General features: G+C 40.8%; 27 protein-coding genes and 4 pseudogenes. 9 read left to right on the forward strand and 22 right to left on the reverse strand.

The window, feature by feature from the left end:
• From AXI59_RS20515 to terS, 6 genes and pseudogenes are all read right to left on the reverse strand, one after another.
• A pseudogene (locus tag AXI59_RS20515) lies at positions 1-128 on the reverse strand (hemolysin XhlA family protein); the annotation flags it as partial.
• A gap of 72 nt (positions 129-200) precedes the next feature.
• Positions 201-395, reverse strand: coding sequence for an XkdX family protein (locus AXI59_RS13905; RefSeq protein ID WP_156476237.1), 195 nt, complete (start codon positions 393-395; stop codon positions 201-203).
• A 120-nt stretch (positions 396-515) separates the two neighbouring features.
• Positions 516-1,112, reverse strand: a complete 597-nt coding sequence (locus tag AXI59_RS13910; protein WP_061528540.1) for a hypothetical protein — start codon at positions 1,110-1,112, stop codon at positions 516-518.
• Entirely contained in the window at positions 1,109-2,293 is a 1,185-nt protein-coding gene (locus tag AXI59_RS13915) for a baseplate J/gp47 family protein (protein ID WP_240491526.1), read from the reverse strand. Before AXI59_RS13915 ends, AXI59_RS13910 begins: the two co-directional genes overlap by 4 nt.
• Positions 2,294-2,744: 451 nt before the next feature.
• Positions 2,745-3,710 carry a phage protein gene (locus tag AXI59_RS13925; protein ID WP_061528543.1) on the reverse strand — a complete coding sequence of 322 codons (966 nt, stop codon included), beginning with the start codon at positions 3,708-3,710 and terminating at the stop codon, positions 2,745-2,747.
• Positions 3,697-4,578, reverse strand: coding sequence for a phage terminase small subunit (gene terS / locus AXI59_RS13930; RefSeq protein WP_082791781.1), 882 nt, complete (start codon positions 4,576-4,578; stop codon positions 3,697-3,699). Before terS ends, AXI59_RS13925 begins: the two co-directional genes overlap by 14 nt.
• A gap of 181 nt (positions 4,579-4,759) precedes the next feature.
• On the opposite strand from terS, the gene AXI59_RS19455 reads away from it, so the two are divergent.
• Positions 4,760-4,891, forward strand: a complete 132-nt coding sequence (locus tag AXI59_RS19455) for a YjcZ family sporulation protein (RefSeq protein ID WP_082791782.1) — start codon at positions 4,760-4,762, stop codon at positions 4,889-4,891.
• Between the two features lie 742 nt (positions 4,892-5,633).
• Here AXI59_RS19455 and AXI59_RS13935 read toward each other — a convergent pair.
• Positions 5,634-6,194, reverse strand: coding sequence for a hypothetical protein (locus AXI59_RS13935; protein WP_061528544.1), 561 nt, complete (start codon positions 6,192-6,194; stop codon positions 5,634-5,636).
• Between the two features lie 162 nt (positions 6,195-6,356).
• Here AXI59_RS13935 and AXI59_RS20175 point away from each other — a divergent pair, with 162 nt between their 5' ends.
• Positions 6,357-6,914: a hypothetical protein gene (locus AXI59_RS20175; RefSeq protein ID WP_061528545.1), complete on the forward strand. Its 558-nt coding sequence runs from the start codon at positions 6,357-6,359 to the stop codon at positions 6,912-6,914.
• Between the two features lie 24 nt (positions 6,915-6,938).
• The gene (locus tag AXI59_RS13945) at positions 6,939-7,262 is read left to right on the forward strand and encodes a hypothetical protein (protein ID WP_061528546.1); all 324 of its coding nucleotides are present in this window, start codon (positions 6,939-6,941) and stop codon (positions 7,260-7,262) included.
• Positions 7,263-7,329: 67 nt separating this feature from the next.
• Here the strand turns inward: AXI59_RS13945 and AXI59_RS13950 are convergent, their stop codons facing one another.
• From AXI59_RS13950 to AXI59_RS20180, 3 genes are all read right to left on the reverse strand, one after another.
• Positions 7,330-7,845, reverse strand: a complete 516-nt coding sequence (locus tag AXI59_RS13950) for a sigma-70 family RNA polymerase sigma factor (RefSeq protein WP_061528547.1) — start codon at positions 7,843-7,845, stop codon at positions 7,330-7,332.
• A 14-nt stretch (positions 7,846-7,859) separates the two neighbouring features.
• Entirely contained in the window at positions 7,860-7,988 is a 129-nt protein-coding gene (locus AXI59_RS20520; protein ID WP_240491527.1) for a hypothetical protein, read from the reverse strand.
• 101 nt (positions 7,989-8,089) lie between these two features.
• A complete protein-coding gene (locus AXI59_RS20180; RefSeq protein ID WP_205632586.1) occupies positions 8,090-8,380 on the reverse strand; it encodes a hypothetical protein in 291 nt (96 codons plus the stop codon).
• A 98-nt stretch (positions 8,381-8,478) separates the two neighbouring features.
• Here AXI59_RS20180 and AXI59_RS13960 point away from each other — a divergent pair, with 98 nt between their 5' ends.
• Complete coding sequence (locus AXI59_RS13960; protein WP_061528549.1) at positions 8,479-8,850, forward strand: hypothetical protein; 372 nt, start codon at positions 8,479-8,481, stop codon at positions 8,848-8,850.
• 340 nt (positions 8,851-9,190) lie between these two features.
• Here AXI59_RS13960 and AXI59_RS20060 read toward each other — a convergent pair whose 3' ends face one another.
• Complete coding sequence (locus AXI59_RS20060) at positions 9,191-9,361, reverse strand: hypothetical protein (protein WP_167348379.1); 171 nt, start codon at positions 9,359-9,361, stop codon at positions 9,191-9,193.
• Between the two features lie 9 nt (positions 9,362-9,370).
• Positions 9,371-9,775 carry a hypothetical protein gene (locus AXI59_RS13965; protein WP_061528613.1) on the reverse strand — a complete coding sequence of 135 codons (405 nt, stop codon included), beginning with the start codon at positions 9,773-9,775 and terminating at the stop codon, positions 9,371-9,373.
• A 130-nt stretch (positions 9,776-9,905) separates the two neighbouring features.
• On the opposite strand from AXI59_RS13965, the gene AXI59_RS13970 reads away from it, so the two are divergent.
• On the forward strand, positions 9,906-10,256 hold the full coding sequence (locus AXI59_RS13970) for a hypothetical protein (RefSeq protein ID WP_061528550.1): 351 nt from the start codon (positions 9,906-9,908) through the stop codon (positions 10,254-10,256).
• 143 nt (positions 10,257-10,399) lie between these two features.
• On the opposite strand, the gene AXI59_RS13975 is transcribed toward AXI59_RS13970, so the two are convergent.
• Positions 10,400-11,215 (reverse strand): DNA adenine methylase, encoded by an 816-nt coding sequence (locus AXI59_RS13975; protein ID WP_061528551.1) that lies wholly within the window; start codon positions 11,213-11,215, stop codon positions 10,400-10,402.
• A 3-nt stretch (positions 11,216-11,218) separates the two neighbouring features.
• Entirely contained in the window at positions 11,219-11,479 is a 261-nt protein-coding gene (locus AXI59_RS13980; RefSeq protein ID WP_061528552.1) for a hypothetical protein, read from the reverse strand.
• Positions 11,480-11,794: 315 nt separating this feature from the next.
• Here AXI59_RS13980 and AXI59_RS13990 point away from each other — a divergent pair, with 315 nt between their 5' ends.
• Entirely contained in the window at positions 11,795-12,286 is a 492-nt protein-coding gene (locus AXI59_RS13990) for an ImmA/IrrE family metallo-endopeptidase (protein WP_061528553.1), read from the forward strand.
• A gap of 139 nt (positions 12,287-12,425) precedes the next feature.
• Positions 12,426-12,824: pseudogene (locus tag AXI59_RS13995) on the forward strand (sigma-70 family RNA polymerase sigma factor); the annotation flags it as partial.
• Between the two features lie 518 nt (positions 12,825-13,342).
• Here AXI59_RS13995 and manA read toward each other — a convergent pair.
• The 8 genes and pseudogenes from manA to AXI59_RS14035 all read right to left on the reverse strand — a co-directional run bounded on the left by manA (position 13,343) and on the right by AXI59_RS14035 (position 21,910).
• Positions 13,343-14,177 (reverse strand): annotated as a pseudogene (gene manA / locus AXI59_RS14000) (mannose-6-phosphate isomerase, class I).
• Positions 14,178-14,192: 15 nt separating this feature from the next.
• The gene (locus tag AXI59_RS14005) at positions 14,193-16,154 is read right to left on the reverse strand and encodes a fructose-specific PTS transporter subunit EIIC (RefSeq protein ID WP_061522863.1); all 1,962 of its coding nucleotides are present in this window, start codon (positions 16,152-16,154) and stop codon (positions 14,193-14,195) included.
• Positions 16,155-16,306: 152 nt separating this feature from the next.
• The gene (gene manR, locus AXI59_RS14010; RefSeq protein WP_061528554.1) at positions 16,307-18,259 is read right to left on the reverse strand and encodes a mannose transport/utilization transcriptional regulator ManR; all 1,953 of its coding nucleotides are present in this window, start codon (positions 18,257-18,259) and stop codon (positions 16,307-16,309) included.
• 269 nt (positions 18,260-18,528) lie between these two features.
• The gene (locus tag AXI59_RS14015) at positions 18,529-19,155 is read right to left on the reverse strand and encodes a hypothetical protein (protein ID WP_061528555.1); all 627 of its coding nucleotides are present in this window, start codon (positions 19,153-19,155) and stop codon (positions 18,529-18,531) included.
• Between the two features lie 99 nt (positions 19,156-19,254).
• On the reverse strand, positions 19,255-20,175 hold the full coding sequence (locus tag AXI59_RS14020; protein WP_061528556.1) for an MBL fold metallo-hydrolase: 921 nt from the start codon (positions 20,173-20,175) through the stop codon (positions 19,255-19,257).
• 103 nt (positions 20,176-20,278) lie between these two features.
• Positions 20,279-20,761, reverse strand: coding sequence for a Cys-tRNA(Pro) deacylase (gene ybaK, locus AXI59_RS14025; RefSeq protein ID WP_061522866.1), 483 nt, complete (start codon positions 20,759-20,761; stop codon positions 20,279-20,281).
• A gap of 148 nt (positions 20,762-20,909) precedes the next feature.
• Positions 20,910-21,122: an HPr family phosphocarrier protein gene (locus AXI59_RS20745; protein ID WP_061528557.1), complete on the reverse strand. Its 213-nt coding sequence runs from the start codon at positions 21,120-21,122 to the stop codon at positions 20,910-20,912.
• Entirely contained in the window at positions 21,113-21,910 is a 798-nt protein-coding gene (locus AXI59_RS14035) for an aldo/keto reductase (protein WP_082791784.1), read from the reverse strand. Before AXI59_RS14035 ends, AXI59_RS20745 begins: the two co-directional genes overlap by 10 nt.
• Here AXI59_RS14035 and AXI59_RS14040 point away from each other — a divergent pair.
• Positions 21,866-22,261 (forward strand): annotated as a pseudogene (locus AXI59_RS14040) (TetR-like C-terminal domain-containing protein); the annotation flags it as partial. The gene AXI59_RS14035 and the pseudogene AXI59_RS14040 overlap by 45 nt on opposite strands.
• A 197-nt stretch (positions 22,262-22,458) precedes the next feature.
• Complete coding sequence (locus AXI59_RS14045) at positions 22,459-23,265, forward strand: MBL fold metallo-hydrolase (protein WP_061522867.1); 807 nt, start codon at positions 22,459-22,461, stop codon at positions 23,263-23,265.
• Position 23,266: the final 1 nt, after the last annotated feature.

The raw sequence follows: 23,266 nt of genomic DNA on the forward strand, positions 1-23,266 counted from the left end.
ATGATTTGCTGGTCTTGTCGGTCGGAGACTCTTTCCAATGCGCTTACGCGTTGTTCGAGCGCCTTTTGCTCCCCCTTAAATACAGTAAATTCATGTTGTATCTGGTTCATATCTGGTACCTCCGTCATCTGCGACATTAGTACGCCCCCCTTTTATCTATCTCATACGTTTCACCTCCTTCGAGGCAAAATAAAAAAGCCTTATTTATTGGCTTCTGTTTGTTCCTCGTATGGTTGCCCTGTTACTTCCTGAAACTGATCCGGTGTAACATATGCAGCCGCCACACCCTCTTTCATATCTTTGACGGTACAATCATTAAAACCCATTGCCTGCTTTACCATTGCTGTTGTCGCCCACTTGTAGAACAAGGCATAAACCCAAAAATTAAGATTCACTGGTCGTTCCTCCTTCCAATTCCAATACTTTAAGCTTTAAGGCGGCAAGCTGTTCGCCCATTGACATATTTACTGCTTCAGCCTGCTTTCGTGCTAAGATTTCATTTGTAAGCTGAACGCCTAGATGCCTCCCAGAGTACCGCCATCTTTCCCATCAGAAGAAAACCCATATTCGCTTGTTTCTATCGTGTCCGCTAAAGAGGAAAAACGGAAAGTCCCGTTTAAATCCACATAGGCTACTCGAACACCCGCAGCCACTGTTTTCTGAACGATGTTTGAAAATTGTGTTTCGCTCATTCCCACCTTACTTAATGCCTCGATCGGCGCCTTTTTCACAATGATTGCAGCTGGTTCATCTTGATTGTTCTCCTTGCTGCTTACAATGTTTATTTCACTCGGCTTGCAGTTCAATGTTTTTGCCAGCGCTTCAATAATCCGGTTTGTTGTCCCATCTGAGGCATTCCGGGCGACCTTGCCACGAATGAGCACACGGTATATTTCATCAGTGGCCCGGCCCCGGTCCTGGGCTACGTTATCTCCGAGAAGGTCCAGCGATTTGCCGCGCGCCGCGTCAATATCCCGCCATTGTTCCGCCGTTGTCAGTGAATTTTTTAATGCTGTCAATTGTTCATCAACAATTAAAAAAAGCTTCCCGATATTGCTCTTTTCGTCTTTCAAGAACGCATCGGTAAGCTTCCCTATTAAATCTTTGATCATATGAGGTTCACCACGATTTCAGAGAATTGAACCTGCGCAACTTCTCTCGGTTCAATTGCGATATTTGACTGACCGAGAGCCGCCGCATCCTTCCCGATTTGTATAGTAACGTCTGAAACCCCATTCACCTGATATACAGCATTAAAAAGCTGTGACAGAATAACGTCATACCCCATCTGCGAGCCGGTAAAAGATGAACCATTTTCATCAATCCCGCCAATTTTATATACGAGATTGTTTTTGATTTGGCTCACGCCGTCGGCAGGGAATGAAGCGTTTGTTTTTAAATCAAGCTGCACATAAATTTTTACTTCTTTTGCAAAATCAAATTTGACATCATGATTCAAACCGCTTGCATCCGTAATGACAACCGATTGTTCTCCAACTGTTTCAATACCGGCCGCCACGCTGTCAAACAGAGCTTGGGCCACGTCTACTTTTGTTCCCCCAAGAACATAAGCATGAATGCTTTTCGGTGGATTTCCGTCCGCATCCGTTTGCATAGTATTGTTCGCAACTATATTCGCTGAACGAACGCCCGAAACGGCAAGCAATGCCGAAATGATGCCGCTATTCGTAGAAGCAGAACTGCCCTCAACTGATTTTTTAATTCGCGCCCGAAATTCCGGATCAGATTCCTCGTCAGTGCCGCCGGAAGCAGCTTCCGGATTATTCACTGAATAAACGCCTTCTAACGTCTCTGCCTGTTCAGTAATGTTATTTGCCGCGACGTTGTTAATAATCCCTTTAGACAGTGACACAGCCGCCCCTGTGCCCGTTCCATCATCCCCGATTACAACATCTTCGATTAGTTCAAAATAAATACCGGATTCCGTTGTATATTGGGTTTGTTCTTCTATGACGAATCCGGGTTCCCCGGTAAAAAACAGAGTTGTGACCGCCTCGGCTGCCGGCTCCCGGCTTATTCCGAAATTGCTTCCCAACCTGTCCAACTGAACACCCTCCGACTTACTGACAAAGCCGCTATTATAAACCCGCTCTGCAATGTCCCAAATTCCCGCTAAAAACCAAGCGAAAATACGCAGGATAATGCCTAATGGCGTTTTGCTTGATGTGTTTATATCTTCGCCAAACAGCTCCTTCGCTTTGTCCTCCATGCTGTCAAGGAGCTCCGAATAGGTCTGCCGTTGGAATCCTGTTTCATCAAGCAAGATCAACACCCCCCAGTTCGATTGTTTGGTCATCCTCTTTCTTCATTTTTAAGTGGACAGATATGTTTCTCGTCTCTTTATCAAGAGAAAACTCAACTGATTCAACGCTCGCAATGNNCTTCCCACACTCCTATGACCACCGGATCATTGATACTGTGCGTTCGTCGAGAATCAGGATCAAACGTTTTGTTTCCATCCAAGTTATCAAGGGATCTTTCAGCGAATGAAACAAAGACCGAAGAACCGACCTTTATATCAGGCTCAACATGCTTTAAAACTGGTGCATGTTCGATCAAAGGGTATTCATGAAGGTATTCACCATCATTCGTAAGAAACAACAATTGCAGGTCAGCAGTATGCTTCTCGGCATTGTATTTCACAACACCAGCCGGGGCCAGTGTATGGATAGATAGTTTGATTCTTTTTTCAAACGCATCGAAAAACCTCGTCGCTTTACTCATTACATCACCTTGCATTCTGTGAAAAAGTCTTTTCCATCAAATGAATGGGTGCCTTCTTTCACTCGATATTTTCCTTTTGCTGTTTTGCTGTTGATTTCAATAATTGAAGCAACGGTGATACGGTGCTGAAGAAGACACTTCACCTTGTAACCTTTGAAATCATCTTCTTCGACTTGCTCAGGTGTCTCAATAAGCCCGGTGGCCTCTTCTAATTTAAAACGTTCATCATCGCCCTGATTAAGTGGACGAATTACCGGTTTCCCCCGTCGATAGTACATAACGGCTCCGGCATCATGTATGACTTCCTCTAAATTATTTTCTATTAAGCCAGTCACCCGGTATCCTTTTTTGTACACCTTATTTTTCGGCAGGATAATGTTTTTCACTTTAATTCCGAGAACGCGCAGCAGTTTATCTACAATTTGCCTCGAAGTAGTTCCGGCTTTAAAAGTAATCTTCATGTATCGTTTTCGATACCTAACCTCTTCCCGCGTCCCGTAATTCCTGACAGTCTTGTACGTTCGCCCGTTCTTATCTTTCCTGACAGTAACAACTGGTTTTGCAAGCTTATATCTTTTTTTGACGTAATATTTTTCAGCTGGATCAGCATTTGCCGTTGTCACTTTCATATGGGTATAATCGTCGCCATCTTTTGAATAGATTGAAGTCACCTTATCCAAGCCGCTCCAGTTATTCAGAACCTTTGTCACTTTGCCAATCGTCAAAACGCCGTAGTCGTCTCGATACCCAGCCTGAACCGTTATTGTGCTGCCTTTTTTGATTTTGTTGATTGAATCTTTGCTGAGATTGTAAATATCGACTTTTGTTTCATTCGGTTTGAAATCATCGTCGAAGGGCACCTCAAAATGAATTTCTAAGTCCTTGTAATCGAATGTGATCTGCGAACTGCCGTTATCAATGGTTATCTTAACGACCCGGCCAAACAGCTTTTTATTCAGTTCCATTGTCATCCACCATTCTTTTCAACATTGCGGCAATCTTATTTTCTTGGGTGTTTCCGTCGCTGCCACTAACAACCTTCTTCGTCTTCTCAATATTCAAGCTCATTTGTTGTATTTTGAGATCATGCTCATCCATTGATCGCATCATATCGTGTTTTTGACGTATGGCTTTAAGACGTCTATCAGTAACACGGGTCATCGCTTCCTCGATATTCAAAATATCGTCAATGGACCGCATTTCTGTTTCTTCTACTTCCACAACAACGAGTCGTTCGTTAGTAAGAGGTACATGCTTGACCAAACCCGTTTTTTTATCGTTTGTCGGCATTATGTCTTTTACCTTACGCATTTGCTGAAGAACTCGACGCTGCTTTTCATTTAGTCCATTCTCAATTTGCATGATACGTTTCATCATACGACGCTCTTTTAAATATAGCTCGCGAATCGTTAACTCAATTTGATAGAGTGGATCAGTTTCAATCTGATCAAACAACTCTTTTTCTGTATCATCCATAAAATCAAATAAAATGGATTCATACTCACCTGTACGCACAGAGTTTTTATTCCCTTTAGGAGCTGCGCCGCCCCTGTTCCCTTTAGCGTTTTGATTCCCGGGCGGGGCCTTGCCGCCTTTATTACCCTGGGCATTTTTGTTACCTTTCGGAGCACCAGGACGAAAAGGAGCGCTCCCTTTCGATTTAGGAGCGCTCCCATTCATTTTTTCTTCCCATTTATCATTAGCTTTCCATTTGCGGACGGTGCTGCTGGTGACGCCCAATTCATCGGCAATGTCTTTTAGTTTCTTGGTTTCGCCGCTCTCTTTCCACAAATGAAAAGCCTCGTCTCTGCGTGGATCTCTTTTTCTTGGCATTACATTTCACCCACCCCCGAGCCATGTAATTGAGTTTGAGTTTGTTTTAATAGTTTTTGCTGATGTGTCCACTGTTACACCTTTAGACAAAGTATTCATTTCTTCTTTTTCAAACTTAAATCTATGTCGAAAGTTATTGTTTGGCATACCATATACTATCTCCACTAAAGGAGGTGACATTATGTACGGTGGTTGTGGTTGTTATGGTGGATACTCTGGCGGATACTCTGGCGGCTTTGGCGGATGCAGCTGCTTCGTATTGATCGTAGTGTTATTCATTCTGTTGATCATTGTTGGCGCTTCATTCCTTTAAATCCAAAGCCTTTTTGAATCACCTTCTTGTAATACTGCAGACGCCATAATAAGTTTTTATGGCGTTTTGCTATGTGATTACTTAGTACAAATCTTCATCTTTCTGAAGCTCTATATCAAGCTCAATGAGCTTTTTTAAATCGTCCTTGGATGTTCAATTTCACATCTCCTCTACTTATTTTCTATTGCATATTCCCTCTAAACCGACACCGTACTCAAGCCGTTAGCCGCCAATTGTCTCCCTGAGATTTACCGGAATCAGTTTACAGGGAATATAAAAAAGCACCCCGAAGGATGCTTATAACAATTATCTCAAGCGATTATTTAGTCTTTCTAGCAAGTCAATAATTAACATATTTTTTATCCAATTCACTTTTTAATGTATCTACTTCTCTTTTCAAGTGATTAAATTGATTCTCAAAAAATTGGTGATTCCTATACATATGCGAATTCCACTTTCGAATATCTATATCTTCTAAAGCAGAAATCGTTTTTTCACACGACTTACACTTTAATAACCATCTTATACGGAGAATCCGTCTTAACACTTTTCAGTTCATCATGTTTACACTCTTTTAAATCAGCCACTTTCTCACCTCCCACCTTATTATCGGTTAAGGAGTAGAAGAAAGGAACCATTCGCAAAATTTGTCGAACGAAAGTGACTTTCATAAATAGGTGGCAGTCGTAAGACAAAAAGCACCCCGAAGGATGCTTAAATCAAATAAAACCCATTCTTCCAATTAGTATTCTTCTATTTGTTCCATCTGATCCTTTACTTTTTCATAGTCTTCTATACACTCCTTCAATAAAACATAGACACTGTAACGTTTATCTATTTTTGCTGTTGACCTCCAATAAAACATTAACCATGCAAAAAAAACAATGATAAATGGCACCGCGATAGATTTTGCCACTGACTGAAAAATAGGGGAGAAATCTATTGAATTCATCATATTTAAAATTTCATCTTTTTTGATTTCTTTATCATCTAAATATTTTCCAATAAAGCTATTGAACATAGTTATGGATGCCGCCACTAACCCTACAGTCGCAGAAGAAAAAGCAGTAATCAATACCATAAAAAACGAAAAAGGTTGAACATTTAATGTCTGACTATCTTTTGCAATGTTAATTGATCCCTCTACCCTGTTAAGCATTCTATTAAGATCATCTTTATCATGATCTAATATAATTGTTTCTTGTAATTCCTTTTCTTCTCCCATTGTTAGGTTATAAATTTTTCCATAGCGATTTTTCAAGTAAGTTAAAACCACTTTTGATTCACTCAATTTTCTCGTCATAAAATATCACCCCATATCTACATCGGCCAATACTTTCTAAAAATCACTATTTGCAAAATTTGTCGAACAAAAATTACCAGTTTTTAGTTTGATAGCATTGCCTAATAAGTAATATTTATGTAGAATATCCCATGTAAAAGTAATTTTTAGGAGGTTTTTGGTTTGAAGTTAAATTTTTTAGCAAAAGGGACACTATCTTTAATTACAGCTAGCCTATTGGCTACAACTATTCTCCCTACAATCCATGCAGAAGAAATTGCACAGAAGCCTGTAATCGTAAAAGAAGAAGAGCAGGTAAGTTATGAGTTTGAAAGTGAGTCAGCTGAGGATTTAGCGGCATTAGAATCAGTATTCTCTGATCCAGCCCTTCTAGAAAAAACCATGGATGCAGCCCCTTCTGTAGGACTTTCTCCTACATTTAAAACTCAAGCTGGGACTACTGCTGCGGTAAAAGCAGGAATAAAAGCACTTATAAAACACAAACAAAAAGTGTTTAATTTAGTTGGAACAGTTGGAGGAAAAAGAGCTGCAAAGTCTCTTGAAATTCGTTGGAATAAGTATGTCGAGCCGGTATTAAACAAACTATTAAAATACGAATCCTTGGCATGGGGAACTGTAGAAGGACAAATAGCTTCTGCTTTAATGGGAACAGGTATCAAGAATAGTTCTGCAAGAAGTATTGCTTATTGGGTAGTTTATGTAGCAAAATGGCTACTGTAAAGATTGTTGTAGGGGGAATTCCATTTGAAACATGAAGAGTTAGAAATGCAATTAATGCTGATGAGAAATGCAATCGTCTCATTACATGATCACCTTGCACCAGATTTTAGAACAAGAGATTTAGCTTTATTAAAACATGGCTTTACAGAGCAAGAAATATCAGATCTAGATGGATTTTTTGCAGAAATTATGATTAAAAAGCTCAAACCTTCTAAAGATGATTTCAGAAAAAAATTGGCTGAAATTAAAGGAATCCCTAGTTTAACAGACCAAGTATTAGAAGATATCCTTCTGGGTTATAAAGCTGATGACTTACATACTAAAATTATTGAAAAAGTATTGAAATAGCCATTAAAAAAATCGAGAGCGTAAGCTCTCTTTTTTATTAAGTGTATTTTTATTTTAAAGAGCCTATTCACGCTAAACAGAATAGGCTGTGGTTTGCTCTATTTTTCATTTTCAAACGGGAACGTTCAATGTTCTTCTGCACAGTTCCTTTTTTAATCCCCAAAAACTGCGCTATCTCTTCGAATGACATGTTTTGCACAGCATGCATCATGAATATGTCTTTTTCTCTTTCTGTGAGAACGGAAAGGGCATCAGCGATTCTTTCCTTATCCCAATCGCTTACCTCGCCCTCAGCTTCTTGAACGATTGCATATTCTTCCGGCAGCGCATCAATTAAGCGCGGATCAGCAAGAATCGTCCTTTGATATGCGTCTCTTCTGTCAGCACCTCGGCGGGCGCCGGGCTGTCTTCCGTTCTGCAGCCACTCAAGAGTGAATTCAATATCACTGATCATGCTACTGATAATCTTTTTGTCGTTAATCTGTTCAGCCGTCAGATTGACTTCAGCTGTATCTTTGTAGAGCCGATACATTTTTCTCGTTTCTCTTAAAGCTCGTTTATATTCAATGATTAAATCCTGCATTCTGATTCCTCCCTTTATTTGCGCTTAAATGCGCCGCCCTTGCCTCTTTTCAGAGTTTGCATATTTTGTCCCATCATCCGCTGCCAAAAGCGATCTGATCGCTCAGAAACGTTTTTATCTGGCTCTTTTTTCTTCCGCTTCATGTCATCCCTCCTGATAACAAAAAAACGGACACCGAACAAACAGCGCTAATGCTGTAAGTTCAGTGTCCGCAGGCTTTCCGTCTAGGACAGGTATTTTATTTTTATCTGTTTGAGAGTCTATTTTTAATGTGTAATAGGTTTTTCCATAGAACTTTACGTAGTTTATCTAATATGGCAAAAACAAAATAGAAAAGAGCAAAATTGAACAACAAATTAAATACTTGAAAACTAAAAAGAAAATCTCCAGAATAACCAAACCATTTAGCTGGATATCCAAATAAATAATGAGGCTTAGAAAATTCAATACTAGCAAATAGACCTAATCCAGGGATAAGAGACAAGATAATAACTGTGATAATACTTAAAAGAGAATATACTTTCTTTCTTGACAACTTCATAATTTCTCCTTTTTTTCAAAAATATATAGACTACCATAATTTTACATGTTATTATATCATACGTTACATTATTATACAAAGGAGTCTTCAACATGAAAAAAGTCGCAGTTTTAGTCGCACTCTGTACAGCTTTAATATTTACTCCATTTAATACTAAAGCTACAACAGCAGTCCAAAAAGATCAAAAAACAATCAAACAAGAACTTCAAAAGTTTGATAAGCAAACAGATAGTGTGGAGCTAGTTTATAACTTACCAAAAGGTACACCTACTATCAAATTCGATAATGTAGAAGAATTTAAGAAAGCTGTTGCTGATTATGAAAAAGCTTCTAAAAATAAGAAGCAAAACGTTCAAGAATACAATGATAGCACAACTCCAGCTAGCATTACATTCTTAGCTGCATCTTTTACTAAGACAGGAACAAAAAGAATACGTTGGAATAATTCAGAAAGTTTAAGATAGGCATATTCAGTTTGGTTGCCATATAGTATGTGGATCGACTTCAAATATACATACACAGGGTCAGGAAAATCAAAAAAATTCAAAAAAGTGACATCTATCAAGTCTGACTCTTCAAGCTTCCCATCTTCTTGGCATCAATCAATGTCAAACTACTCTTTTTATGATAAAAATAGAGGAGTTAAGATTCACATAAAAGGATCATTTTTATTGGGCGTAAGCATTGGTGGACAATCAGTGGGAGCTAAATTCCCTGATTCATACACAAAAAAATATCACTTTTAATTAGCAGGCCTGATGGCCTGCTTTTTACTTTGATTGACCTTGGTTTACATTGCAATATTCAACGCTTTTTCTCTGTATACTTATCAATATCTTGAAAAAACGCCGCAGCCGTTAATGCTATGATTGCGCCTATTAATGTGATGTTCGCCTTCATGTCCGGCCTATATTCGTACTGGAAATAAAACCAGAATCCTATCCCCATCAGCAGAAAAACTATTCTCAGAGCCATCGAATCCCCCTATTTAATATATATTTTCGCTGAACTGGCCGAGCCGATATAATTCCGTTCGTTTGAATCCGAGTATATATTGACGATTATCCTGTATGTGCCCGGCTTCACCCCTGAAAGGCTGAACCTTTTCAATGGGGTTGCTGTTGTGAAATTGCCCCGCTGCGCGCCCGAATTGCTGTAATTATCCGATCTGACAAGCATTGCTGAGTAATAAACACGGCCGGCCGTTGTTTTTTCTGCTTTCCAATCGACAGAGGTTGCTCGAGAGGAGTAGGTTGTTGCACCTGTGTATACCCGCACCTTTTTACTAGTCTGGTGTCCCGACCATGCGGCGGAAGCAGATGGCGCAACGGCCACCGCTCCTATAATTAATACTGCTGATAGAATGATTGATTTGAATAGTTTTTTCATTTCTTGTTCTCCTTTCTTCATATAACAAGTACCTCTTTGTTCACAAATAATTAACATTTATTTACAAGGATAATCTTTATATTGCTCGAAATCTTATTGTGTTCCATAAAAAACCAAAGGAGTGTTTAAAATGAATTTCAAAAAGACTGCTGTTACTGCACTATCGATTCCTGTATTAGCTTTATCCATTAGTGGTATGGCTTCCGCTAAGGAGATAACTCCTCCAAAAAACGAAACGCAAACAACTATATCTCCTGGTCCAATTAAATCCTATTACGATACTTTTGAAGTAAGAGCTGGGGGTTCTAAACAATTAGATGCAAAATATTTAGGATCAGGATTCGCTTATCATTCAGATAATAGCGCTGTTTTCACAGTAGATACCAATGGACTTGTCCGTGGCTATAAAACTGGCAATGCATATTTAACTATATTCAAAAACGGATCAGTATACGGTCAGCTACACGTATTTGTCTATTAATTTTCGAATAGAAGAGCATTCTAATATGCTCTTCTAATTTCCCACTTTACCGTTCATGCCGCGGCCACAATGCGGGCAACAGGCATCTGCGCGGATTTCTAAATCAAGTTTGGTGTAATTGCAGTCCGGGCAATGGTATTCGATCATGGTCGGGCCTCCGGATCAAATAAGCTGAGCTGAGTGATTTTATAGTTGAACAGCAATAATTCTTCAGCACCGCGGCTTTTTCCGGATCCGCCGACAACCTGTTTGTATGCGGAAAAGGTTTCTGACTCCCAGTTCGGGTAGATCTCGAGTATCAAAGGATCATCGTAATAAGAAAGAACCACTTTCCCTTTGACCTGATTAAGCAGCCGGGCCAGTTCCCGGTGATCCTCTTCGGTAAAGCCGCCAGCATAAAACCGCTCACGGCCAACATATGGCGGATCCACATAAAACAAAGTATCTGGGCTATCGTATTTATCAATGATGTTACGATAATCCTTACATTCGATCATGACGCCCTTCATCCGGTTGGCGAAGGACTGAAAGGCAGCACAGGCGCTTATGTATCCGCCAGCAGGGTTCTGCCCACTTTGTGTGCTATGCCTCCAGCCTGTCTGCGGTACTTCCTCCGCGTTCCCCTTACTAATACCGGAGCGATTCATATAAAACCACCTGACAGCCCGGTCAAAATCATCTTGCGGGTAATCCTCGGTTTTCCATTTCTCATAGAGCGCACGGCTGTACGGAATGGATTCGCAAGCCTGCTGCATGGCCTTCGGATCCTTTCTGACTTGCATCAAGAAATTTACTACATGGCCGTCAATGTCGTTATACACTTCATGGCCTATTTGCGGCTTGTTTGCTATGACATGAGCCGCGCCGCCAAAAGGCTCGACGTACACCTTATGTGCGGGCATTTTATTTATTATGTGATCGGCGTAACGTCCTTTGCCGCCGAATGGTGAGCGCGCCATACCTTAACCCCCGATCAAATTCGGCAGGACAGAGATAGCGAAGAAGAAGAGCGCCACGCATCCCCCGACCAGCCAGATATTTGTTTTATCCCGTTTAGCGATAATGGTATCGTCGCCGATCATTTTTAGATCGTCAGACCGAGCGACCAGGATCGGGATGTATTCCTGGGGAACCTTTAAAAGCTCGGCCGCCTGCTCGACGGTCATTGCTTCGTCCTTTGTGGCCTTCACGTTCCGTTGCAGTTCTACCTGTAATGGCATCATTCTGCATCGCCCTCCAATTCTTTGCCTTCAAGAAGCTCCTTCGCATATCGGGAATACCTTTGTATCACTAACTCAGGCGCCGTTCTAACTGTTTTCATATTTGCAAACTGATAAAAGGCTTTTCTAAACCTGCGATTCTCTTCAGAAAGCCGCTGAATCTCTGCCTGAGCCTGAGAGAACAAATAAAATAAAACATATTTTTCACTTAAAACAGAACATATGTTTGATCCATAATTTTCAATAGGTAATTGGACACATTTACCATAGGAAGATTGTATAAATTTTAATTTCCAAATATTTAAGGGGGCGTTCATCTTGGTATACACAAAAAGTCATCTGGAAGATTGGATTGAAAGGCTATATAGAGAAATAAACATTCTCCATCCAATTGACATTAATTTTGATCATATCGCTCATGCGCTGGATATTTTAATTGTTTACAATCCGGTAACCAGTTTTGCGCTGCGCTTTAATGGAATGTTCACCATTTCTTTAGATTCTCGAAAATCCAGAAAAGAACAATGGTTTGATTTTTCTCATGAGGTCTGCCACGAGTTCAGACATGAATGCAACAATAAAATCATGCCGATTTATTGGAAAGAGTATTTAGAGTGTCAGGCGAATTATTTTGCGTATCATTTCTGCATTCCTACATTCATGCTCCGGCAAATAGATATTCCCCATAATCAATACCACGCGGCAAAAGTCATTGCTGACATATTCAAAGTCCCTGAATCATTTGCCTATATCCGCTTAAATATGTACCTCAACAAAGCCAGACTTATTATAGAAGCTGTTCCGGCGTGAATAATTGTGCACTAAAATAAGCAGGCCGCAGCACGTCTGCTTATTTTAATTGGTTTGTTGCATATAGGGCCAGAATATCCCCTTGCGCTCAATCATACGCTGATATCATGTTGTTTCGGCTATGCACTCCCCTTTAGTAATAAGAATTGAGATTTTAATGCATCTGCGCGCCTTGAAAAAAACGAAAAAAGACGTCTCCCTTCATGATCCCATCGGCCAGGATAAAGAAGGGAATGAAATAAGCCTGATCGATGTCCTCAAGTCAGAAAGTGAAGATGTAATCGACACCATTCAGCTCAACATGGAGCTTGAAAAGGTCAAAAAATATATCGACATTTTAGACGACCGAGAAAAAGAAGTCATCGTCGGCCGTTTCGGTTTGGATTTAAAAAAAGAGAAAACACAGAGAGAAATTGCGAAGGAGCTTGGGATTTCGAGGAGTTATGTGTCCCGGATTGAGAAGCGGGCGCTGATGAAAATGTTTCATGAGTTTTATCGGGCGGAGAAGGAGAAGCGGAAGAAATCGAAAGGGAAATGAAGGGAAATGATCAGTGGAGTTATCATAGAGAAAAGCAGGCTATGGTTAGCTTGCTTTTTTGCGTTTCAATTGTATATTAGTGAATCCGACACTGATTTTCCTTATTTTAAGGCTAACGCGTTTCATAAAAATCGAGAGGTCCATAATCTGTGCGATATGAGTACGACATCAATTTCGTCATTTCGATTAATTCATACCCCGGATTTTCCAGTCGTTTTTGAATCCTCCCATTCGGCTCGCCCATACAGGATCCGTGATAACGTTCAACCCGCTCATTTGGATGAAGAACGCAGAATGCCGATCCATTTGATTACCTTCTTCGTTCGGTTGGCTGCAACAGCTTTAACGTCCCTGAAACCCCGACCACGTGTTAAAACAATGTCTCCGCGCATTCTTTCTATGCTGGTTCATAACAATTGGCCACGTTCCGTTTTATTTAAAAAACCCCGCTCCGATTTGAGAAGGGTTTTAATTCATTCTATTAGATTCGAGAAGGAATGAGTTTATATTACATCATATTACAGATTAGATACTATACACTTTGCATGGCCCGAAAGTTTGAATTCTTCAATCCCGTACGGCAGCAGCATATGATCTCCTTTTTTAAAGTGATTTTCATGCTCGCCGGTGAAAATCCTGCCTTCCCCTTCAATCACACTGACAAGAATGAACAGTTTGCTGTTCTTGGTTAGATGGAACATTTATCACTTCTATACTCTTTTCCAAATGAAGCTCGCGCATCTTGCCTTCTGCATCTTTCCGCTCGTAATCATATAATCTATAAGTTGTATCTGAATTTTGCTGCGTCTCTAAAACGAGAATACCTTTCCCAATCGCATGAACGGTACCGCTTGGAACATAAATGAAATCTCCCGGCTTTACTTTTACACGGCGCAGGAGCTCGTCCCATTCTCCAAGCTCAATCATCGTTATCAGTTCTTCTTTTGTTTTTGCATTGTGACCGTAAATGATCTCTGCATCTTTTTGGCAATCAATGATGTACCAGCATTCGGTTTTTCCAAGCTCCCCGTTTTCACGTTTTTTGGCAAACTCATCATTCGGATGCACCTGAACGGATAAGTCTTGATCTGCATCTAAAATTTTTGTGAGAAGAGGGAAACGGTCCCCTTCAAGATGTCCGAATAAATGTCTGTGATGTTCCCATAATTCACCGAGCGTAACGCCTTGATACACTCCGTTTTGAACAACGCTTTGTCCATTTTTATGAGCGGCAAATGCCCAGCACTCCCCTGTTCGTTCTGACGGAATTTTATAGTCAAAAGCAGATAAGGCAGTGCCTCCCCAAATTCTCTCTTTGAAAACAGGCTTGAAAAATAACGGTTCAGCCGTCATGATAATTCCCCCGCTTTATATGATTTCATCCAGCAGCTCGTATGCCTCTTCTTTTGTTCGGACGGAGAGCAGCCTTTTCCTATAGCTGTCATCCATTAGTTTGCGAGATAACATCTGCAATATCTTCAGGTGCTGATTTCCTCCGCTCTCTTTCGGTACGGCGATCATAAAAATTAATTTTGCTTCTGATCCATCCAGGCTGTTCCAGTCAACGCCTGAACGTTTTATTCCAAACGCAACACTCGGCTTCATGACAGCTTCAGACTTCCCGTGCGGAATTGCGATATTCATACCAATCGCCGTCGATCCCTGCTGTTCACGATCCAAGATCGCTTGTTTAAATCCTTTTTCTGAAAGCAGCACCCCTCCGCGGGACAATTTTTGAATCATTTCATCAATAATGTCATCCCTGGTTTCCCCGGATAAATGTGGTTCAATCAGCTCTGTACTGATAATGTCAGCCAGTTTTTTGATTTCCATCATCTCGGCTTTTTGGCTTTCAGCTTGAATCGGCTGCTTGGTTTCTTTTGCTGCTGCCGCTTCACTTGGGCCGGCAGGCGGTGCAGCTTCGCTGATCACGGGGGACGCATCCGTCATATCTTTTTTCAGTACATTGACTAACAGTGCGGTGACAAGAGATCCTGCAATCACGGCAATAAAAAACATCAATACATGGTCAACCGCTCCAAGTACTGCAACTATAGGACCGCCGTGTGCCACTCTGTCTCCCACATGGCCAATCATGGCGATCACCGAACCAGTCATAGAACCCGCCATAATACTGGGAATGACACGAAGAGGATCTTGTGCCGCAAATGGAATGGCTCCTTCAGTGATACCGAAGAGCCCCATTGTAAATGAAGCTTTTCCCATTTCTCTTTCTGACGCAGCGAATTTTCTTTTTCCGAAAAACGTCGCAATTCCGAGGCCAATCGGCGGTATACAAATGGAGACGGCAATTGGCCCCATAATTTCATAATTTCCTTCTCCAATCATTGCCGATCCAAACAGAAATGCCACCTTATTTACGGGACCGCCCATATCAAATGAGATCATCGCTCCTAAAATCAATGCCAGAAGGATTGAACTCGAACCTTTCATCCCGGCCAGCCAAACCGTTAAAGATGCGAAAATTTGAGCTACAGGTGCGCCAATCAAAAATACAAATGCTAAACCTACAATCAGTGAAGCAAACACCGGAATAATAATAATCGGCATAATCGGCTGGATCGCTTTTGGAACTTTTAATTTTTTTATCCCAAGTGCCGCGTATCCCGCTAAAAATCCGGCAATCATTCCTCCAAGGAAACCGGCGCCGCTTGCGCTGCCGTAAAAACTTCCAGTTGCTGCAATATACCCGCCGATCATCCCTGGGACTAGTCCCGGCTTATCGGCGATGCTATACGCGATATATCCGGCTAAAATGGGGATCATGAATGAAAAGGAAGCGCTCCCGATCTGCTCAATCGTTTTCCAAAAAGACTCATCCGGAATGACTAAGCCTTTAGGTGTTTTTTCGCCTCCAAGCGTCAATGCAACCGCTATCAATAATCCGCCGACGACAATGAAAGGAACCATAAAAGAAACGCCGTTCATTAAATGACGGTAAATCGGATTTTGTTTTTTCTCCTGTTGATTGTTAGATTCAGATTTTGAAGCTGACCGATAGACCGGTATATCTCCGCTAAGTGCTTTTTGAATCAAATCTTCCGGTTTGCGGATGCCGTCCTGAACTCCGACGGCCAACAGCTTTTTGCCTATAAATCGGTCTTTGTTTACCGAGCGGTCCGCAGCAATAATGATTGCGTCTGCTTCCCGAATCTCCTCTTCGGTCAGCTTATTTTCCACCCCGATTCCGCCCTGGGTCTCAACTTTGATATCAACGCCTAATCTGTCGGCAGCTTTTTGCAGATTTTCGGCTGCCATATACGTATGGGCAATTCCGTTCGGGCAGGATGTAATCGCTAACAGTTTCATATACAAATCCTCCTCTGCAGTCTGAATAACAAAATCTTGTCTCAACTGTATACCGAAATCACGCCATTATAATCGCTTTTTTTACCAGAAGTTCCGGAAATAAAGGCATTTTTCCCTATAAACAAAAAAAAGCAAGGAATCAATCCCTGCTTTTAATAATTCAAATAAGATAAGAATGTCATGACATTTGATTCTTTCGTCAGTTTTTGAATGAAGGCCGGCTGCTCGCTGAGGTATGAAAGCTCACTAAACAATTGCCTTGTCATGTTTTGGTCCTCGTGTTTGACAGCCAGCATAAAAACGAGCGACACTTTTTCAGCGCCCCAATCAAGCGGCTCTTTTAATGTGGCGATTGCAATTGCTGATTGTTTAATATACTTAGAGTTTGCATGAGGAATGGCAATCCCTGCCCCAATATTTGTCGCCGACATTTTTTCTCTCATTACCGCATGAACGCCATATTCCTTTTCAACATAGCCTTTCTCATACAAAGCTGACGACATTTGTTCAATTAACTTGTAGCGGTGCTCTGTCTCTTGCTGCAAAAAAACCAAAAAAGGAGTCGTATCGTTCAACATCTTAAATGTTTTTTGCTTTTGGCGATGCGATTCATCAAGCTGATGCATAAATACACTCAATCTCTTCTCATCAGAAGGCTCCAAAAGCGGTGATACCACAATATGAGGAATTGTTATATTTTCCAGATCTGTCGTTGAAACAACAAAATCTATATCCTCATGCCTTTTTGTAAAGAACGCTAAATCGGTTTTTGCGATACAGGCCAAAACAGTAATTTGATGAAATTTTCTTTCAATTTTGGTTCGCAGCAATTGTGACATTCCGATGCCCATGTGACAGACGACAATCGCCTTTTTATGTTTCTCACTGTTGCGATGCAGCCGTTCGATCGCTGCCTGAAAATGCAGTGTCAAATATGCGGCCTCTTCTTCAGGAATATGAAGATCAAACGTTTGATTTATGTCTTCTAAAACGTCAATGATAAGATGAAACAAATAAGGGTACATTTTCTTGATGTCATTGAGCATGGGGTTTGATACAGAAAGATCGTAGCTCAGCCGTTTTAATACCGTATTGAGATGAATGTTCAATCCGTTGATCAGATCCTGATCTTTATGGAAATCCAGCATTTTCAGCTCTGAAACACGATTGATTAAATGCCTTACAACTTTGGGAAGCTCAGAATTTTCAAGATCATTTTTCTCTTCTTTTTGTAGCGGATAGCGAACTTTCCCGCCCAATATATGTAAAGTTAAATATACGGCTTCTTCTTCAGGAAAGCGGATTGCAAACACCGGCTCCAGCCGTTTTAAACAAGCTAGTGTCCATTGATATTCTTTCTTCTTTTTTACTGCGGCCAGCTGTCTTGGGGGAATTGAGATTGGCTGCTTCATTTTGATTCGGCGGATCGTTAACAATGTATGCAGCAGTAAACTCTCAAACGTTTCATCGGTGAAATAGATCGAATGCTTTTTTTGTAATGATTTGATTTCTTTCTTCACAAAGTCTGCTTCATGACTTAAGAACTTACTTTTAATAAATCGGCTTGTAAACTCCGTATTATCAGCCAAATCAGATATTCTTGATAATGCTTTTCTTTTATTTTTTTCGTTCCCTTCAATCTTTAATCCAAGCCGCTGCTTGGAAACCAGTGTAAGGTCAAATCGCTTCAGCCACTCTTCAACCGCACATAAATCCTTTTTAATAGAAGATCTGTTAACAAAATGCTGAGCGGCAATTTCTTTTGCGGAAACATGCTTTGGATTCATTAATAAGTCATAAGCAATTTGAGGCATTCTTTCTTCATCGGCCCGCTGCCCGGAAGTCAAATGTTCATTATATAATTGTTGGCTTAACCGGGCCCTTTCCTGTTCTGCTATATTTAAATAGACGCCTAATCCAGGTTTACGAATAAACTGAGCTTGAGAATGTTCAGTTAGGTAATCCTCGATCGTTTTCAAATCATTTCTGATCGTTTTTTCAGAACACCGGATCCTGTCTGCGAAATCTTGCACAACTAAATAGTCATCAGGTTCAGATAACAACAGATACAAAATCTCTTTTTGTCTTGAATTCATGTATTTCATCTGTTTTTCTATCCTTCTGTTAGTATCCATTTGAACAATAATGATTATTACATACGAAACCGTTTACATTATAAAATAAAACAAAAGAGCCAAAAGTTTTGTTTTTTACCGAAGCTCCCGGAAAAAAACATTTTTTATAATGAAACCTTTTTATCCTTCATTCCCCAAATGAAAGACCAGCCCGGCAGCTCATGCAAAAAGCGGACACCAAACAAACAGCATTAATGCTGTAAGTTCAGTATCCGCAGGCTTTCCGTCTTGGACTGTGATCATATTAAGAATTGAGGGCTTAATAACTGTACAATCTTTTCCTTTTCTTTCTCTAAGACTTCTTGATTTTTAAAATAAATATTAAATGTCAGTGAGTCTGTAAACATAAAGACTTTTTCTTCATCTGCAAAAAATAAATATTTATTATTTCTTGCAGCCATCTTACCTAATGTTGAAAAATCATCTGCATTATTAATTTTATAACCTCTGCTAGTCTCAATCAAAGTTGGCGTTTTATCATACAAATCTTTAGATATTAAAAACTCCTTGTACTTTTTATATGCAGCAGCAAGCTCATCTTCATCGATATCCTCTAAATCAAATTCTCCTTCCCAATCATTACTCAAAAATGGAGTGACAATTGTTTGGTTGAATGTTGATAAATAAGGAGAAACCCACTGAAAAAATAAATTTTCAATATCTGTCCATTGTTTTTTCGATATTTTAACATCGGAATATTCATTATCTATGCATTCAAAGCCAAATGAATCATAAAAGTTCCTTATATTAATCATATCTTCAGGGAGGCCAATCATTAGATGATGCTGATTCTCCTCATGATCTTCCCAATGATAAAACTGATACTCTGATAATGCTTTTAAAAGGTTTGCTGTTTCTAATTTCACTTTTTACCACCTGTACTATTTAGACTAGGAGAGCCTATCTCTAATTTCAAAGATAAAACACCAATCGTTTGAAACGGTTGGTGTTTACAAAAAAACTTGCTAATGAAGCCAACATGTTTCTCCAAGAGCTAACGTTTTCAGTTTTTTTTGATTCAATTCCAGCCGCTCCCATTCTTTAAGCAATCTTCTTAACGCTTCGGGGCCTGTATCATCAGCAAGCCGAAATGCTCCGTAATGCATCGGAATAAAGCTGTCAGTTTGCAGCTCCAAAAATGCTTTAATGGCATCTTCCGGATTGATATGTGACACTTTCATAAACCATTCTGGTTCGTATGCGCCAATCGGCATTAGTGCCGCCTTAATATTGAACCTTTCGCCGATTTTTTTAAAGCCGTCAAAATATCCTGTATCACCTGCAAAATAAATGGATTCGCCGTTTTCGTTTTCTATGATCCATCCTCCCCAATGAGAGGTATTGGTATCCCAAAGTGTTCTTCGTGTCCAATGCTGGGCGGGAACAAAAGAAACATTCACTCTTTGCACCTCAACACGATCCCACCAATTCACCTCATAGACCTTCTTGTACCCTTTTTTTATAAACAGCTGTTTCAGTCCCATAGGCACATAGTAAGCCGGGTTTCCTTTCAATCTTTTAATACTTGGAAAATCGAGATGATCATAATGTCCGTGGGAGATCAGTACGACATCAATTTCCGGCATTTCGCTTAATTCATACCCCGGCTTTGTCAGCCGTTTTTGCAACCCCATTCGGCTCGCCCATACAGGATCGGTGATCATGTTCAGCCCGTGCATTTGGATGAGAAACGTAGAATGGCCGATCCATGTGATTGACGTTTTCGTTCGATTATTTGCAACATTTTTGACGTCCCTAAAACCCGCTATTGGAATGTTCTCGCTTAAGTCTTGGATTTTCCCTCTTCTTTCTTTCATCCATTTCATCATGTCCCTGAATCCATGTTCATTCACTGCGCCATTCAAGTTTTCGTATCTTTTTTTCACTCTGTTTCTCCTTGAGTGCCTTTTATTATTATGCTGTGTTCTGAAAAGCTGTTTATAATTGAAGATTCGGTTTGCGTTCATGTAACAAGCAATTTAATTAGTATTAAACAACTTCAATAAATTTCGCACAGCATACTTTGGCTAAATCTTTCGGCGCTAATTTCAGCTGCATTCCGATTTTTCCTGCACTGACAATGATGAAATCCAGGGTTTCGGCGGATGCATCCATATAAGTCGGGAACCATTTCTTCATACCGATCGGTGAGCAGCCGCCTCTTACATAGCCAGTTACCCCCAGAAGGTCCTTCATTGCAATCATTTCTATTTTCTTCTCACCTATTGCCTTAGCGGCCTTTTTTAGATCTAATTCCTCGGCAACGGGTACAACAAAGACGTAATAACGATCTGCTCCTGCCGTTGCAACCAATGTTTTATATACACACTCGGCAGAATAACCGATTTTTTCCGAAACAGAAATGCCGTCTGCCGGCTGCCCGCTTTCTGTTTTGTAACCTAATAACTCATAGGAGATGTTTTGCTGTTCAATGATACGGACAGCATTTGTTTTAACCGTTTTTTTCGCCATGCTCTTCCCCCGCTATCAATCGATTCCTTCCAGCTAATATATAAATAGTAACATCAGTGCCATCACTTCTTCTACTTACCTGCATAATCAGTTGAAAAAACCCCCTTCTCAAAGAAGGGGGCTGCTTCATACAGAAAGCATTCATGCTTTACTTTGTTAACTCGTTTCTTTTTAAGAACTCTTCTATTCCTTGTAAAGCTTCATATTCATCAGTTCCTTCAGCTCTGATCTGAATGCGGGCGCCGGGTTTTATTCCCAGTGACATCACAAAAGCTGAGGGATTTGGGGAACGTTGCGGCACGGGCGAATTCCTCTGTTCTTCATCGGTTTCATAAAGCTGCCGCTTTGCCCTCATGTCCATTTCGAGAGCAGGGTTTCACCCCGGTCCGTTGCAGGTGCGGGAGTGACAGAAAGTGAAGATATTTCATCGCGCCATTCCGGAGTCATGTTTACATCTGCAGCAGCAAGCGAAGACTCCAGCTGCTCCGCATTTCTTGCCCCGATAATCGGTGCTGTGACGGCAGGATTGGACATCACCCACGCAACGGCAAGCGTCGAAGGGTCTATTCCTTGTTCCGTACTATAGGCGCTGAATCGGTCAGCCACAGTAAAATTCATTTCATCTCCATATCGGTCTGTATATCTAGCTTCTTCAACCAATCGTCCTTGATCCGGCCGTTTATTGACCCCATATTTCCCGGTGAGAAGTTCAGCCCCCAGAGGACTGTATGAGATGACTCCCATTTGTTCAGAAGCAGCAAGCGGCAGAATTTCGGCCTCAGCTTGACGTTTAACCAGGTTATACATTGGCTGAATGAGTTCAAAACGGGCAAGCTGTTCTTTTGCAGAAATCCCTAATGCCTTGGCAATCTGCCAAGCCGCCCAGTTACTGACGGCGGGATAGAGAATCTTCCCTTGCCGCTGCAGGTCATCCAGTGCACGCAGTGTTTCCTCAATTGGTGTACGTTCATCAAAATCATGCACAAAGTAAAAATCAATGTAATCCGTTTTTAAACGCCGCAGACTGTCTTCAGCACCTTGCAACATGCGGCGCCTGGACAAGCCTTTTGCATTGACATCCGGACCTGTCGGCCAAAACACTTTTACTTGGATAAGTACGATCTTCTGGATAAGCTCATTGACGAACATATGAACGAACTGAGAAAACTCTGCGCCTCTGCAGCCGAATTGGATTTTAAAGAAGGGAATGTGATTTGGTTTAAATACTTTGAAAGCAATTATTTATTCTTTTCGACGATGTTGACAAGTAAAGGAGCCTCCGCGTTTCGCAGTAAGTTCTTGGAACTTGTCATCGAAGAATTGAAAGGTGAGGTGAATATAACTGAAGGAAAAAATCAAGGATTAAGTAAGGATGTTATTCTCACATTCTTTGGGTCAGCGATCGTAGGATTAGTGGAATCCTATTTTACGAAGGGTATACCAGATCCGCCTCATGTCGTAGCAGAACAGCTGGGCATTTTGTTAGATCGGAATTTATAAGCTCTGTGAGCGTTCTAAATAGGCTTAGTACTTTTATTTAATATTTGGACGGCATTTTGCTGTCCTATCTTTCCCTTTTCGCGATGCTGTCTGCTTATTTCCGAAGCATGCAATTTCATATCATTCACTGGATTTTCACAAAGAAAAATGTTACAAATGAAATTGAATGATTAATCATTCATAAGGGAGGGATCGAATTGCTGTTCCGGAAAAACTTGCACGCAGGTAAAGTGAAAGACGTACATTTTGCTAACGGTTCGATACAGTTTCTGTCGGTAAAACTAAATGTGTATTGTTATGTGACGGACGGAATTCTTATTGATTCAGGCGCCCGATCATTAGCGCCTCAGTTTCAGGATTTTTTTCATACTCAATCGTTTGATGCTCTTTATTGCACACACATACATGAGGATCATACAGGGGGCGCGGCCTGGCTTCAAAAGGAGCGGAATTTACCGATTTACTTGAACCAATTGTCTGTCCCTGAAGCAGCAGCATCAGGTAAGTATCCCTTATACAGAAAGCTCTTCTGGGGAACAAGACCGCCTTTTAAAGCGCAGCCATTTCCGGAAAAATTTACATCAAACCGTTATTGTTGGGAGACGATATTCACCCCCGGCCACTCAAGGGATCATACAGCTTTCTTAAATCATTCAACCGGACAGCTTTTTTCAGGTGATTTGTACGTAAGCACAAAAACAAAGGTTGTGTTGGAAAGTGAGTCGATTCCGCAAATTATTGAGTCAATTGAAAACATCCTCACCTTTGACTTTGACGAAATGTTTTGCTGTCATGCCGGATATATTGAAAACGGAAAGGATAAACTTCGGCAAAAGCTTCATTATCTGTATGAGGTTACTGATCAAGTCCGTCAATTGCATCAGAAAGGTATGACGGCCGACGACATTCAGCAGCTGCTATTTCCCCGCAAGTACCCCATTACTGTTTTTTCGAAAGGACAGTGGGACTCAAAACATATCGTAACATCCATTTTGAAGAAATGAC

Origin of the sequence: Bacillus nakamurai, from assembly GCF_001584325.1 — a bacterium.
Taxonomy (GTDB): domain Bacteria; phylum Bacillota; class Bacilli; order Bacillales; family Bacillaceae; genus Bacillus; species Bacillus nakamurai.